Source organism: Microbispora sp. NPDC049633 (assembly GCF_040675265.1).
Lineage (GTDB): Bacteria > Actinomycetota > Actinomycetes > Streptosporangiales > Streptosporangiaceae > Microbispora > Microbispora maris.
This window is the reverse complement of sequence record NZ_JBFAOO010000198.1, coordinates 1-13,417: the sequence shown is the minus strand read 5'-3', so window position 1 is coordinate 13,417 and position 13,417 is coordinate 1. Positions and strand designations below refer to the sequence as shown.

Here is a 13,417-nt window from a genome sequence, read left to right as displayed (position 1 = left end):
CTGAGCGGGAGCCGCGCGACCTGAGCGCGGGCCCGGGTGGCCGGAGCGGGGGCGGGCCCCCGCTCCGGGTGACGGCTCAGCGCTGCGGCGGGGCGACGACCACTTCGACGCGCTGGAACTCCTTGAGGTCGGAGTACCCGGCCGTGGCCATCGTCCGGCGCAGCGCGCCGAGCAGGTTCATCGAGCCGTCGGCCAGCGACGACGGGCCGTGCAGAATCTCCTTCAGCGTGCCGATCGTGCCGAACTCGACGCGCTTGCCGCGCGGCAGCTCGGGGTGGTGGGCCTCCGACCCCCAGTGGAACCCGCGGCCAGGGGCCTCGCTGGCCCGGGCGAGCGGCGAGCCCACCATGACGGCGTCGGCGCCGCAGGCGATCGCCTTGGCGATGTCCCCGGAGCCGCCCATGCCGCCGTCGGCGATGACGTGGACGTACCGGCCGCCCGACTCGTCCATGTAGTCGCGGCGGGCGGCGGCGACGTCGGAGATCGCGGTGGCCATCGGCACGACCACGCCCAGCACGTTGCGGGTGGTGTGCGAGGCGCCGCCGCCGAAGCCGACCAGCACGCCGGCCGCGCCGGTCCGCATGAGGTGCAGCGCCGCCGTGTACGTCGCGCAGCCGCCCACGATGACCGGGACGTCGAGCTCGTAGATGAACTGCTTGAGGTTGAGCGGCTCGGCCCGGCCCGACACGTGCTCCGCGGAGACCGTCGTGCCGCGGATCACGAAGATGTCCACGCCCGCGTCGATCACGGCCTTGTGGTGCTGCACGGTGCGCTGCGGCGACAGCCGTACGGCGGTCGTGACGCCGGCGGCGCGGACCTCCTCGATGCGCCGGCCGATCAGCTCGTCCTTGATCGGCGCGGTGTAGATCTCCTGCAGCCGCCGGGTCGCGGCCTCCCGGTCGAGGGTGGCCACCTCCTCCAGCAGCGGCGCCGGGTCCTCGTAGCGGGTCCAGAGCCCCTCGAGGTCGAGCACGCCGAGGCCGCCCAGGCGCCCGATCTCGATGGCCGTCTGCGGCGACACGACGCTGTCCATCGGGCTCGCCACGAGCGGAGAGTCGAACCGGTAGGCGTCGATCTGCCAGGAGATCGACACCTCCTCCGGGTCGCGGGTGCGCCGGGAGGGCACGATGCCGATCTCGTCCAGCGCGTAGGCACGCCGTCCGCTCTTGCCGCGCCCGATCTCCACCTGTGTCATATCGCCTGTTCTTTCCGTTTCTTCCGGGACGAACTATCGCCCGTGGTAGTTCGGAGCCTCGACCGTCATCTGGATGTCATGCGGGTGGCTCTCCTTGAGCCCGGCCGCCGTGATCGGCATGAGCTGCGCCTTCTCGTGCAGCTCCTGGATCGTCCGGGAGCCGGTGTACCACATGCCCTGACGAAGGCCTCCGACCAGCTGGTGGGCCACCGCCGCGACCGGGCCGCGGTAGGGCACCTGGCCCTCGATGCCCTCGGGGATGTACTTGTCCTCCCCGGACACCTCGGCCTGCGCGTACCTGTCCTTGCTGAACGACGCGCCGCCGCGCTCGCGGTTGCGCACCGCGCCCAGCGAGCCCATACCCCGGTACGACTTGAACTGCTTGCCGTTGATGAAGATCAGCTCGCCGGGCGACTCCTCGCAGCCGGCCAGCAGCGAGCCCAGCATGACCGTGTCGGCCCCGGCGGCCAGCGCCTTGGCGATGTCGCCCGAGTACTGCAGGCCGCCGTCGCCGATGACCGGGACACCCGCGGGGCCGCACGCCAGCGCCGCCTCGTAGATGGCGGTGAGCTGGGGGGCGCCCACGCCCGCGACGACCCGGGTGGTGCAGATGGAGCCCGGCCCGACGCCCACCTTGACCGCGTCGGCGCCGGCGTCGACCAGTGCCTGCGCGCCCGCGCGGGTGGCGACGTTGCCGCCGATGACGTCGACCCGGCCGTTGGCCTTGATCTTGGCGATCATGTCGCACACGCCCCGCGAGTGCCCGTGCGCGGTGTCGACGATGATGACGTCCGCGCCCGCCTCGATCAGCGTCATGGCGCGCTCCTCGGCGTCGCCGGCGACGCCCACGGCCGCGCCGACCATGAGGCGGCCGTCGGCGTCCTTGGTCGCGATCGGGTACTGCTCGCTCTTGGTGAAGTCCTTGACCGTGATGAGGCCCTGCAGGCGGCCGGCCTCGTCCACGAGCGGGAGCTTCTCGACCTTGTTCTGCCGCAGCAGCCGGAACGCCTCGTCGCGGTCGACTCCCACCGGCGCGGTGACCAGCGGCATCGCGGTCATGACGTCGCGCACGGCCCGGCTCTGGTCGCTCTCGAACCGCATGTCGCGGTTGGTGACGATGCCCACGAGCACGCCGTCCGCGTCGGTGACCGGAACCCCGGAGATCCGGTAGGTCGCGCACAGCCGCTCGACGTCGGCGAGGGTGTCCTCGGGTGAGCAGGTCACGGGGTTGGTGACCATCCCCGCCTCGGACCGCTTGACCAGGTCGACCTGCTGCGCCTGCTCCTCGATCGAGAGGTTGCGGTGCAGGATGCCGATGCCGCCCTGCCGCGCCATGGCGACCGCCATGCGCGCCTCGGTGACCGTGTCCATCGCGGCCGACACCAGCGGGATCCGCAGGGTGATGCTCCGGGACAGCCGCGTCGCCGTATCGGCCTCCCCCGGCTGCAGGTCCGAATAAGCAGGAACGAGGAGCACGTCGTCGAACGTGAGTCCCGGTTCGGTGAACTTGGCCATCTGCTGCACCCTCCTGCGCTGTGGGTCCTCGCGCGTGGGTCCCTCGCCAGACCCGAGGTCAGTCTAGTGGCCGCCCCAAACCGCATCCGGCAGACCTGTCAAGAGGGATGGCACAAAAAGTGGGGGGACCGGCTTCCGGTCCCCCCACTTCCCCGCGTCGCGCCTGCCACGCCCGTCGAGCCCCCCTCCGCGCCCGGCAGACGCGGCGTTCCCGGCTAACGCTGGGTCAAGGATGCGTCACACAGCGTCCATACGCAATGGCGTAACGTGCAACTGCACAAAGATGCATTTCGCGCTCTCGAAACTGCGACCGAATCAAATTGCGATCCACTCACATCCATACAAAAGCCGCCACGTCCAACCGTGCCGAATGTGTGAACAGGACGGACAACAGGGAAAAGCCGCGCTATTCTCACGCGGAGCGAGGCGAGATGAAGGGCGGAAGTCGGTGCGCCGGACGCCGGGAAACGTTTTCGCCCGATGGACCAGTGCGGCCAATGCGACCAGTGCGGCCAATGCGAGCGGCGCGATGTGATCAGCACGATGTGATCAGCGCTGTGCGACCGACGCTGTGTGACCGGCGCGACCACCGACGGAGCGAGCATGAGTACGACGCGCAACGCCGATCCTCAGATCGGCCCTCTCGAAAGCCTGGGCCTCTCCCCCGACCAGGCGGCCCTCTACACGGCCATGCTGCGGCTGCACCGCGCCACGCTGACGGAGCTGGCCGAGGCGGTCGGCCGGCCCGCCGAGGACGTGCTCGACGCCCTGGACGGGCTCGTACGGCTCGGCGCGGTGAACCGGCGACGGGAGGAGTTCCGCGCGCGGCATCCGGCCGCGGCGATCGGACGGCTGGTGGCCGAGAGGCTGGACCGCATGGCCAGGGAGACCCGCCAGATCGACGAGGTGCTGGCCGCGGCCGGACGTCTGGCCCATCACTACGACGCCGGCCGCGACTGGCGCAGCGGCCGGTTCTCGGTCGAGCCGATGAGCGGTGCGGACGAGCTGTGCGAGAGCGTGATCGGCCTCGCGCTGCAGGCGCCCCCCACCGAGCTGGTCATGGCCGTGCCGGACCACCGGACCATGGCCCGGTTCGCGGACGGGTACGGCGGCCAGTGGCTCCAGGCCGCCGCCGACGGCATCCTGCGCCTGCGGATGGTCGTGGCGCTCGACGCCATGTCCTCGCCCGCCGTACGGGAGGTGTGCGGGCGGTTCTCCGCGGCGGGCGCGGCGTTGCGCGCCCTCGACGCGGTGCCGAGCTGGTTCTTCGCGCTCGGCGACGGCGCCGCGGGGCTGCCCGCCGAGTGGGGCGTCCCGCTGCCCGAGCACTCCTACAACTGCTACCTGGTCCACGCTCCGGTGGCGGTGGGGGCGCTGCGGGCGCTGTTCGAGGAGCTGTGGGCACGGGCCGCGCCGATCTCCCCGCACAACAACGCGCTGCAGGTGCTACGGCTGGCCGCCAACGGCATGTCCGACGACGCCGTCGCCCGCCACCTCGGGGTGTCCGTGCGCACGGTGCGGGCCAGGTTCGCCGAGGCGATGTCGGAGCTCGGGGCGCAGTCCCGATTCCAGGCGGGGGTGGAGGCCGCCCGCCGGGGCTGGCTGTGACGGGACCGGCCGTGACAGGACCGGCTGTGCCGGGGGGCCGCCGGGCACGTCAACGGCTGCGACGCCGAGGTCTGTGCCAGCAGGCCGGCGCCCCCGGGGCGGGGACACCGGAGCCCCGGGCCGCGGCCCGACGAGCAGATGAAGCGCACTTATCCTCGTGGAGGGGGCGGTGGTCATAAGGTGGGATGCGTGCTGGAAGACGTCCCCCGCGACCCGTTCGCGGATGACCCCAACGACCCCGCGGCGGAGCTTGGCACGCCCGACGACGTGGAGCCGCTGACGCTCGCCGAGCGCGACGAGGCGCTGACCGACCTCGCCGACGTGGAGGTCTTCCGTTCCCTGCTCGAACCCCAGGGCGTGCTCGGGCTGGTCCTCGACTGCCCGGAGTGCGGCGAGCAGCACTACTTCGACTGGGACCTGCTGCGCGGCAACCTGCGCCAGATGATCGACAACGGCCGGCCGCAGGTCCACGAGCCGGCCTACCAGCCCGATCCGGCCGACTACGTCAGCTGGGAGTACGCCCGGGGCTACGTGGACGGCGTGATCGACACGGAGGAGAGCCGCTGACTGTCCACGTCGGCCACGAGCGCGCCCAGCAACCGGACGGCGGCGTCCGTGCCGCCGACCGGCTCGCGGCGGGCGAGCGCGTCGAGGACGGCGTCCGTCCGCATTACGTCGCCCTCCACGTCGGCATCGCCGTACGACCGCAGGTGGCGTGCCGTACGACGACGTTTCGTGGTCACGCAATCGACTCCAACTCGGCCAGTTGCCGGAGCCTCGCGAGCGCGCGATGCTGCGCGACCCGGACGGCACCCGGTGACATGCCGAGTACATTACCCGTCTCCTCGGCGGACAGGCCCGAGACCACCCGCAGAATGAGGAGCTCGCGCTGGGTGTCCGGGAGCCGGGACAGCAGGTCCCTGGCGTGCTGCGCCTCGATGTAACGCACCACCGTCTCCTCCGGCCCGGGGCCCTCGTCGGGCCCGTCCGGCAGGTCCTGCGTCGGCACGGCCGAGCGGACCGAGCTCCGCAGGGCGTCGGCCACCTTGTGCGAGGCGATGCCGAAGACGAACGACGCGAACGGACGTCCCATGTCGCGGTAGCGCGGCAGCGCCGACAGCACCGCGATGCACACCTCCTGGGCCACGTCGTCGGCGATGTGGTATTGACCTGACACTCTGCCCAATCGAGCCCTGCAGTACCGGACCACCATCGGGCGCAGATGTCCCAGCAGTGATTCGATCGCGGTGCGATCTCCCTGTACGGCAAGGCTGGTCAGTTCCCTGAGGTCGGACTCATCCGATCTCGTCGCAAGCCTTACCCCAGTTGTGGCGTCGGCGACGCATCCCTCGGTCACGTTAGGCATGATGCCCGTCGCGATCGTTGATGTCCTCATGGTTAACGGCTACGGATTGGTCACATTGACGCGTCGATAACGGTCCGTAATCATTTGACCACTCGCCCGTTGGAACATTCCAACCGTAATGCCCAAAACAACATATATATGCCTGACGGCTTGACAGGGAAAAAGAAGTATGCCGGTCGTTGCCATTGCCTGCGGCCGGGCTTCGGCCCCGGTTGCCTGTCCCGGTTGCCTGTCCCCGCCGCACGGAACGGGGAGGCGTCGCCGCACGGAACGGGAAGGCGTCGGCGCACGGAACGGGGAGGCGGAAAAGCGGAGCGCCCCGCGATCCGCCCTTACGGGCGGATCGCGGGGCGCGGATTGCTACGGGGCCCGCGGCAGGGAGGGCCGCTAGGCCTCGATCAGTGGCCGTGACCGTGGCCGTGGCCGTGGCCGCCGTTGGCGGCCGGAGCCTCCTCCTCGGGCTTGTCCACGACGAGGGCCTCGGTGGTGAGCAGCATGCCGGCGATGGACGCGGCGTTCTGCACGGCCGAGCGGGTCACCTTGACGGGGTCGATGACGCCCTGGCCCACCAGGTCGCCGTACTCACCGGTGGCGGCGTTCAGGCCCTCACCGGCGTTCATCGCGGCGATCTTGGTGGTGACGACGTAGCCCTCCAGGCCCGCGTTCTCGGCGATCCAGCGGGCGGGCTCGATCAGCGCCTTGCGGACGATCGAGACGCCGGTGGCCTCGTCGCCGGTCAGGCCCAGGTCGTCGAGCTCCTTGGACACGTGCACGAGCGCGGAGCCACCGCCGGAGACGATGCCCTCCTCGATCGCGGCGCGGGTCGCGGAGATCGCGTCCTCGAGGCGGTGCTTCTTCTCCTTCAGCTCCACCTCGGTCGCGGCGCCGACGCGCAGCACGCACACGCCGCCCGCCAGCTTGGCGAGACGCTCCTGGAGCTTCTCACGGTCCCAGTCGGAGTCGGACTGCTCGATCGCGACCTTGATCTCGCGGACGCGGTCCTCGATCGCCTGCGCCTCGCCGGCGCCGTCGACGATCGTGGTGGTGTCCTTGTTGACCACGACGCGGCGGGCCGTGCCGAGGACCTCCAGGCCGACGTGCTCCAGCTTGAGGCCGATCTCCTCGCTGACGACCTGGCCGCCGGTGAGGATGGCGATGTCCTGCAGCATGGCCTTGCGGCGGTCGCCGAAGCCGGGGGCCTTGACGGCGACCGAGGTGAAGGTGCCCCGGATCTTGTTGGTCACCAGGACGGCCAGGGCCTCGCCCTCGACGTCCTCGGCGATGACCAGCAGCTGGCGCTTGGTCTGGGCGACCTTCTCCAGCAGCGGCAGGAAGTCCGCGATGGAGGAGATCTTGCCCTGGGTGATGAGGATGTAGGGGTCCTCGAGGACCGCCTCCATGCGCTCGGAGTCGGTCACCATGTAGTGCGACAGGTAGCCCTTGTCGAACTGGAGGCCCTCGGTGAACTCCAGCTCCAGGCCCATCGCGTTGGACTCCTCGACGGTGATGACACCGTCCTTGCCCACCTTGTCGAACGCCTCGGCGATCAGGCCGCCGATCTTCGCGTCCTGCGCGGAGATCGTGGCGACGTTGGCGATCTCCTTCTTGTCCTCGACGTGGCGGGCGCTGCCGAGCAGCCGCTCGCTGACGGCCTGGGCGGCCTTGTCGATACCGCGCTTGAGGCCCAGCGGCTGCGCGCCGGCGGCCACGTTGCGCAGGCCCTCGCGGACCATGGCCTGGGCCAGGACGGTCGCGGTGGTGGTGCCGTCACCCGCGATGTCGTTGGTCTTGGTCGCCACTTCCTTGGCGAGCTGGGCGCCAAGGTTCTCGTACGGCTTGTCCAGCTCGACCTCGCGAGCGATGGTCACACCGTCGTTCGTGATCGTCGGGGCACCGAACTTCTTGTCGATGACGACGTTGCGGCCGCGCGGGCCGAGGGTCACCTTGACTGCGTCGGCGAGAGCGTTGACACCACGCTCGAGAGCGCGCCGCGCGTCCTCTTCGAACTCCAGGATCTTCGGCATTCAGGTCTCCTTGTGAGCGCGCGGAGCCCCGGGCGCGTGTCCCGGGGCTCCACTGGCCGACGCGGCCTACTTCTCGATGATGGCGAGCACGTCGCGGGCCGAGAGCACCAGGTACTCCTCGCCGCCGTACTTGACCTCGGTGCCGCCGTACTTGCTGTAGAGGACGACGTCGCCCTCCTTGACGTCGAGCGGGATGCGCTTCTCGCCGTCCTCGTCCCAGTTGCCCGGACCCACAGCGAGGACGCGGCCCTCCTGCGGCTTCTCCTTGGCGGTGTCCGGGATGACCAGGCCGGAGGCGGTGGTCTGCTCGGCCTCAAGCGGCTGGACCACGATGCGGTCGCCAAGCGGCTTAACGGGAACCTTGGTGGCGGTCGTCACGATCGGACCTCCCCTTCAGATTGCGATGAATGAGCTGAAGAGGCGACCAGCGGCCTGCCGTCGCGGGTGTCAGACCTGTCTCGTCGCTGTTGGCACTCTCAATGGCAGAGTGCCAACACGAAACAGTATGCAAGTGGCGCGTGACAGTCAACACGAACCGGCATCGCAGGTCAGACGCGGGAGGCGTACGACCCGGAGCGCACGTCGTCGACGATGCCCGGACGGCTCGGCTGCCATCCGAGGACCTTCCTGGCGAGGTCGCCGCTCACCACCTGACTCAGGGCCAGGCCCTCGGCGAAGGGACGGCCGAGCGCCTGGCTCGCCTCGTCGACCGGCCACGGCACCGCCTTCCCCGTACGGCCGGCCGCCGCCGCGACGTCGGCGACGCTCACCGCCTCCTCGGTGACAGCGTGGAAGAGGCTCCCCGGCTCGCCCTTCTCGATCGCGAGCACGAGCAGGTCCGCCAGGTCGTCGACGTGGACGGTCGGCCAGGTCGGGGCCGGGCCGCCCGCGTGGACGTACCGTCCGTCCTCCCCGTCGGGGGAGGCGAGCAGCCCGGGGATGCCGCCGCCCCGGCCGTACACGATGCCGGGCCTCACGACGACGCCGCCCGCGTCCCGCACCAGCCCCTCCACCCGCGGCCGGTAGCCGGACAGGGTGATGGGGTTCAGCGGCGCGTCCTCGCCCGCCGCCTCCGTGGTGGCGCCGAGCACCCAGACGCCGCTGGTGTAGACGAGCCGCGCGCCGCCGCCGGACAGCGCCTCGATCGCCGCGACGTCCACCGCCTCGTCCCCGACGGGGTTGGCCGCGTGCACGACGACGTCGATGTCCGGCGTCACCGCCGCGCGGAGCGTCTCGGGCTCGTGGATGTCGCCGTGGCGCACCTCACCGGGTACGGCGGTGTCGCGCGCCTTCGGACGGACGAGCGCGACGACCTCGTGGCCGTGTTCGGCGAGGCGCTCCGCCAGCACCGAGCCGATGTACCCCGTCGCACCGAGCAGCAGTACCTTCATCTTTCTTCCACCTCGAACACTTCGACGTTTTACTGTTCGACGCAGACGGTAGCGCACCCCCCATCGATATTTCAACGTCGAAGTTTCGGTTACGATGGCCGGTGGAGGAGGAGCGGCGGAGGACCCAGGCCGCGCGCGCTATGAACGACACCCTCGCGAACGACAGCACCTGCACCGGCACCGACGGCAACGACACCACCTGCGCCGGCGCCACCGGCAACGACGCCGTCGACCAGATCCTCAGCCAGTGGGCCCAAGTGCGCCCGGACGTGGACTGCTCGGCGATGGGGGTGGCCGGGCGCATCTCCCGCGCGTCCCGGCTGCTGGAGAAGGGCATCAAGGAGTACTTCTCCGAACACGACCTGGAGCCGTGGGAGTTCGACGTGCTCGCGACTCTCTTCCGGTCCAATCCCGATCACCTGCTCTGCATGAGCGACCTCGCCACCGCCGCGATGGTCAGCTCCGCGGCGCTCACCAACCGGGTGGACCGCCTCGTCGCGAAGGGACTGGTGCGCAGGGAGGTCTCACCGTCCAACCGCCGCATGGTCCTGATCACCCTCACCGACGAGGGCCGGGCGGTGGTCGACGCCCTGCTGGCCGGTCACGTGGCCAACGAGGGGCGAATGCTGGCCGGCCTCACCGACGAGGACCGGGCCCAGCTGTCCGGGCTGCTGTGCAAGCTGCTCGCCTCGCTGGGCGACGTCCGCCCCTGCTGACCGCCGGGCACGGCCTTCCCGTTCCGCCGGCTCCGGCCGGTTCCCGGCGGCGCCCCTGCCGTCGCCCGCTCCGGGGCTCGTCCACAGGGCGACGCCCAGGGCCGACGTACGCGCCGGGCAGGCGGTAGCGTCGCGGGCGTGGACCTGGACGCCTTCCGCATGCTGCTCACGCCCGCCGGGCGCGGGGCCCTGGACGAGGCCGTGAGGATACTCGCCGACGGGGCCGACCCGGTGGCCGCCGCGAGCGCGCTGCGCCGCGGCCACCCGGCCGACCTGGCGGCGGCGGCGCTCACCCAGGCGTCGCTGCGGCGGCGGGCCGAGGCCAAGTTCGGCCCCGACGCCGCCGTCATGTACTTCACCCCGCACGGGCTGGAGCAGGCCACGCGCCCCGAGGTCGCCGCACACCGCGCCACGAGAATCCGGGCCGCCGGAATTCGGGTCGACGGCACCCGGGCCGGCGGAGAGCCGGCGGGCGGCCCCGCCGTGCTCGACGTCTGCTGCGGGATCGGCGGCGATCTCCTCGCACTGGCGCGGGCGGGCTGCGCCGTGGACGCCGTGGACCTCGACCCGCTGACCGTGGAGGTCGCCCGCGCCAACGCGGCGGCGCTCGGCCTGTCCTCCCTGGCCGGCGTCCGCACGGGCGACGCCGCGCTGGCCGACCCCGGCGGCTACGGCCTGCTGTTCGCCGATCCCGCCAGGCGTGGGGCGCGGGGACGGACCTTCGACCCGATGGCGTACTCCCCCACCTGGCCGGTCGTGCTCGACCTGGTGGCCCGCGCCCCGGCGGCCTGCCTGAAGGTGGCCCCCGGCATCCCGTACGAGTTCATCCCGGAGGGCGCCGAGGCCGAGTGGGTGTCGTACCGCGGCGAGGTGAAGGAGGCGGCGATCTGGACCGGGATGGGAGCGGGCGGGCGGCGCGCCACCCTGCTGCCGTCCGGGGTCACGCTCACGCCGTCCGGCGCGGAGGCGGAGACCGGGCCGGTGAGCCGCTACCTCTACGAGCCCGACGGCGCGGCGGTGCGGGCCCACCTGGTCGCCGAGGTCGCCGCCCTCGTGTCCGGCCGCCTCGTCGATCCGCAGATCGCCTACATCACGAGCGATCGTCTCGTACGCACGGAGTGGGCCTCCTGCTACGAGGTGACCGACGTCATGCCGTTCTCGCTCAAACGCCTGAGGGCGGCGTTGCGCGAACGGCGCGTCGGCGCGGTCACGATCAAAAAACGCGGGTCCGCCGTCGACGTGGAACGGCTGCGCAAGGATTTGCGGCTTTCCGGCGACAATTCCCTCGTCATTGTCCTGACCCGCATCGGAGAGCGGCCGTTCGCCCTGCTTTGCCAGCCCATGACCAGCGCTGACGCGTGAAACCGGAGTAATTCACCGGCAAATGGCGCCTTTCTCATTCCACCCCTGATGGCCGCGGGTCAGGGCCTAAAGTTGGCCGTCGGGCATGCCGCCTGTTCGTTCATCCTGCGCGAGACCGGGCCGAACCGACGTTTCGGCGAGTGAAGGAGCATTCTCGGTGGAGCATTCCAGCCACAACCTCCTCCAGGCGGGCAGCCAGACGGCCGTCTCCGACCGAATGCGCGAACTGCTGGCGCGGGCGGCGCAGGACCACGTCTACGAGCAGCGGACGCAGGGCGCCGTGCTCGACGAGATCCGTCAGCGGCTGGAGGGCATGGAGTGGCTCCTCCGCGAGGTGCGCGAGCGCGAGCTGGGCGGCCTCGGCGCGGCCCTCGAGGCGATCACCCAGCGGCTCGACGACATGAACGCCAGGCCGCCCGCCTGGGCCGAGGGACTGGCCCAGCACGTGGAGCTGCTGCGCGACCACGTGGACGAGGCCGGCGGACGGACCCAGGGCCTCGCCGACCGCATGACCGACTTCGCGCACCGGCTCGGGAAGTTCCAGGGGAGCATGGAGGCCGCCGCCGGGCGCTTCACCCGGCTCGACAAGGCCCTCGCCGAGCTCACCGAGCGCACCGAGCGGCTGGAGTCCGTGGTCGTCGAACGGCTCGACTCGGTCGGCGGCGGGGTCGAGGCGGTGCGGAGCGGCGTCGGGGACGTCGCCGCCGGCGTGGACGAGATGAGCACCACCATCGCGGGCATGAACGCCGACCTCACGCTGACGGCGGGGGCCATGGCGCCCCTCGCCGAGGCGGTGCGCGGCAGGCCGGACCGCGAGCAGATCGCCGAGACCGTCTCTGACGCGGTCACCCGTGCCATGGAACCGGCCCGGGGCGACGTCGCCCGGCGGCTCGCCGCGCTGGAGGAGACCATGCTGGCGCTCGCCGAGGTCCTCCTGCGCCCCGCCCGCGGCCACACCGACTGAGCACCCGCCCCTCCGGAGGCGCCGCGGGCTCGCGTGATCAGACGTTGACGACGGTGATCGGGAGCGACGAGTCGGCCGGGATCTCCAGGGTGGAGGGCGTGACGCCCGCCGACACCAGGTCGGCGCCGAGCGCCGCCACCATCGCACCGTTGTCGGTGCACAGGCCGGGCCGCGGCACCCGCAGGCGCACCCCGGCCGCGTCGCAGCGCTCCTGGGCCAGAGCCCGCAGCCGGGAGTTGGCGGCCACGCCGCCCCCGATCAGCAGGTCCTTGACGTCGTAGCGGGCGCACGCCTGCAGGGCCTTGCGGGTGAGCACGTCCACGACCGCCTCCTGGAACGACGCGGCGACGTCGGCCACGGGCACCGGCTCACCCGCCGCCTCTCGGGCCTCCACCCACCGCGCCACGGCCGTCTTCAGGCCGGAGAAGGAGAAGTCCAGAGTTCCGTCGTCGTACTTGCCACGGGGGAACGTCACCGCCGCGCCCGACCCCTCGCGGGCGGCCCTGTCGATGTGCGGCCCGCCCGGGAACGGCAGGCCGAGCACCCGGGCCACCTTGTCGAACGCCTCCCCGGCCGCGTCGTCCACGGTGGACCCGAGCGAGATCACGTCGTGCGCCACATCGGGCACCAGGAGCAGCGAGGAGTGCCCGCCCGAGACCAGCAGCGCGATCGAGGGCTTGGGCAGCGGGCCGTGCTCCAGCTGGTCCACGGCGACGTGCGCGGCGAGGTGGTTGACCCCGTAGAGCGGGACGCCGAGCCCCAGCGCGTACGCCTTCGCGGCGGCCACGCCCACGAGCAGCGCCCCCGCGAGGCCCGGGCCCGCGGTGACCGCGACCGCGTCGATGTCGGAGAACCGCAGCCCCGCGGCGGCCAGCGCGCTCTCGACCGTGGGCGTCATCGCCTCCAGATGGGCCCGCGAGGCCACCTCCGGCACCACGCCGCCGAAGCGGGCGTGCTCGTCCATGCTGGAGGCGATGGTGTTGGCCAGCAGCGTGTGCCCCCGGACGATGCCCACGCCCGTCTCGTCGCAGGACGTCTCGATCCCCAGCACGATCGGCTCGTCATGCCCCCTCATGCCCGCCCCCTATCTCTCCGTGTCGTGGGCCGAGATCCTTCACCATCGTGATGGCGTCGGTCCCGTCGTCGTAGTAGCGCCGTCGCAGGCCCAGGCGCCGGAAGCCGAACCGCTCGTACATCGCCTGCGCGGGCGGGTTGTCGGCGCGCACCTCCAGGAACACCGAGGCCGCGCCGCGCCGTACGGCCTCGGCGAGCAGCG

Annotated in this window: 14 protein-coding genes; 5 read left to right on the top strand and 9 right to left on the bottom strand. The window is 71.6% G+C overall.

The window, feature by feature from the left end:
* Positions 1-76 precede the first annotated feature (76 nt).
* Positions 77-1,195 carry a GuaB3 family IMP dehydrogenase-related protein gene (locus AB0J39_RS32725; protein ID WP_363471843.1) on the bottom strand — a complete coding sequence of 373 codons (1,119 nt, stop codon included), beginning with the start codon at positions 1,193-1,195 and terminating at the stop codon, positions 77-79.
* Positions 1,196-1,228: 33 nt separating this feature from the next.
* Positions 1,229-2,710 (bottom strand): IMP dehydrogenase, encoded by a 1,482-nt coding sequence (gene guaB / locus AB0J39_RS32720; protein WP_363471841.1) that lies wholly within the window; start codon positions 2,708-2,710, stop codon positions 1,229-1,231.
* A gap of 603 nt (positions 2,711-3,313) precedes the next feature.
* Between guaB and AB0J39_RS32715 the strand changes: the two genes are divergently transcribed.
* Both AB0J39_RS32715 and AB0J39_RS32710 read left to right on the top strand, forming a co-directional pair.
* Positions 3,314-4,318 carry a helix-turn-helix domain-containing protein gene (locus tag AB0J39_RS32715; RefSeq protein WP_363471839.1) on the top strand — a complete coding sequence of 335 codons (1,005 nt, stop codon included), beginning with the start codon at positions 3,314-3,316 and terminating at the stop codon, positions 4,316-4,318.
* 189 nt (positions 4,319-4,507) lie between these two features.
* Entirely contained in the window at positions 4,508-4,885 is a 378-nt protein-coding gene (locus AB0J39_RS32710; RefSeq protein WP_169951881.1) for a DUF5319 domain-containing protein, read from the top strand.
* Here the strand turns inward: AB0J39_RS32710 and AB0J39_RS32705 are convergent.
* The 5 genes from AB0J39_RS32705 to AB0J39_RS32685 all read right to left on the bottom strand — a co-directional run bounded on the left by AB0J39_RS32705 (position 4,846) and on the right by AB0J39_RS32685 (position 9,099).
* Positions 4,846-5,061, bottom strand: a complete 216-nt coding sequence (locus AB0J39_RS32705; protein ID WP_346225596.1) for an anti-sigma-D factor RsdA — start codon at positions 5,059-5,061, stop codon at positions 4,846-4,848. The two genes, AB0J39_RS32710 and AB0J39_RS32705, sit on opposite strands and share 40 nt — an antisense overlap.
* Complete coding sequence (locus AB0J39_RS32700; RefSeq protein WP_363471845.1) at positions 5,058-5,684, bottom strand: sigma-70 family RNA polymerase sigma factor; 627 nt, start codon at positions 5,682-5,684, stop codon at positions 5,058-5,060. The genes AB0J39_RS32705 and AB0J39_RS32700 overlap by 4 nt, the downstream gene beginning before the upstream one ends.
* Before the next feature lie 398 nt (positions 5,685-6,082).
* Complete coding sequence (gene groL / locus AB0J39_RS32695; protein WP_346225597.1) at positions 6,083-7,708, bottom strand: chaperonin GroEL; 1,626 nt, start codon at positions 7,706-7,708, stop codon at positions 6,083-6,085.
* Positions 7,709-7,774: 66 nt separating this feature from the next.
* Positions 7,775-8,089, bottom strand: a complete 315-nt coding sequence (gene groES / locus AB0J39_RS32690; protein ID WP_111699864.1) for a co-chaperone GroES — start codon at positions 8,087-8,089, stop codon at positions 7,775-7,777.
* Between the two features lie 167 nt (positions 8,090-8,256).
* Entirely contained in the window at positions 8,257-9,099 is an 843-nt protein-coding gene (locus tag AB0J39_RS32685; RefSeq protein ID WP_363471837.1) for an NAD-dependent epimerase/dehydratase family protein, read from the bottom strand.
* Positions 9,100-9,239: 140 nt separating this feature from the next.
* On the opposite strand from AB0J39_RS32685, the gene AB0J39_RS32680 reads away from it, so the two are divergent.
* The 3 genes from AB0J39_RS32680 (at position 9,240) to AB0J39_RS32670 (ending at position 12,141) form a co-directional block, all read left to right on the top strand.
* On the top strand, positions 9,240-9,815 hold the full coding sequence (locus AB0J39_RS32680) for a MarR family transcriptional regulator (RefSeq protein ID WP_363471835.1): 576 nt from the start codon (positions 9,240-9,242) through the stop codon (positions 9,813-9,815).
* A 138-nt stretch (positions 9,816-9,953) separates the two neighbouring features.
* Positions 9,954-11,177 (top strand): methyltransferase domain-containing protein, encoded by a 1,224-nt coding sequence (locus AB0J39_RS32675; RefSeq protein ID WP_363471833.1) that lies wholly within the window; start codon positions 9,954-9,956, stop codon positions 11,175-11,177.
* Positions 11,178-11,334: 157 nt separating this feature from the next.
* Positions 11,335-12,141: a hypothetical protein gene (locus AB0J39_RS32670; RefSeq protein ID WP_363471832.1), complete on the top strand. Its 807-nt coding sequence runs from the start codon at positions 11,335-11,337 to the stop codon at positions 12,139-12,141.
* A gap of 37 nt (positions 12,142-12,178) precedes the next feature.
* Here the strand turns inward: AB0J39_RS32670 and tsaD are convergent, their stop codons facing one another.
* The gene (gene tsaD / locus AB0J39_RS32665; RefSeq protein ID WP_363471830.1) at positions 12,179-13,216 is read right to left on the bottom strand and encodes a tRNA (adenosine(37)-N6)-threonylcarbamoyltransferase complex transferase subunit TsaD; all 1,038 of its coding nucleotides are present in this window, start codon (positions 13,214-13,216) and stop codon (positions 12,179-12,181) included.
* On the bottom strand, positions 13,203-13,417 hold a 215-nt coding region (locus tag AB0J39_RS32660), incomplete at its 5' end, for a GNAT family N-acetyltransferase (protein WP_363471828.1). The genes tsaD and AB0J39_RS32660, both read right to left, overlap by 14 nt.

Excerpts from the sequence above, each read along its gene's own strand:
- AB0J39_RS32725 (WP_363471843.1), bottom strand. The coding sequence starts at position 1,195 with ATGACACAGGTGGAGATCGGGCGCGGCAAGAGCGGACGGCGTGCCTAC.
- guaB (WP_363471841.1), bottom strand. The coding sequence starts at position 2,710 with ATGGCCAAGTTCACCGAACCGGGACTCACGTTCGACGACGTGCTCCTC.
- AB0J39_RS32715 (WP_363471839.1), top strand. The coding sequence starts at position 3,314 with ATGAGTACGACGCGCAACGCCGATCCTCAGATCGGCCCTCTCGAAAGC.
- AB0J39_RS32700 (WP_363471845.1), bottom strand. The coding sequence starts at position 5,684 with ATGCCTAACGTGACCGAGGGATGCGTCGCCGACGCCACAACTGGGGTA.
- groL (WP_346225597.1), bottom strand. The coding sequence starts at position 7,708 with ATGCCGAAGATCCTGGAGTTCGAAGAGGACGCGCGGCGCGCTCTCGAG.
- AB0J39_RS32685 (WP_363471837.1), bottom strand. The coding sequence starts at position 9,099 with ATGAAGGTACTGCTGCTCGGTGCGACGGGGTACATCGGCTCGGTGCTG.
- AB0J39_RS32680 (WP_363471835.1), top strand. The coding sequence starts at position 9,240 with ATGAACGACACCCTCGCGAACGACAGCACCTGCACCGGCACCGACGGC.
- tsaD (WP_363471830.1), bottom strand. The coding sequence starts at position 13,216 with ATGAGGGGGCATGACGAGCCGATCGTGCTGGGGATCGAGACGTCCTGC.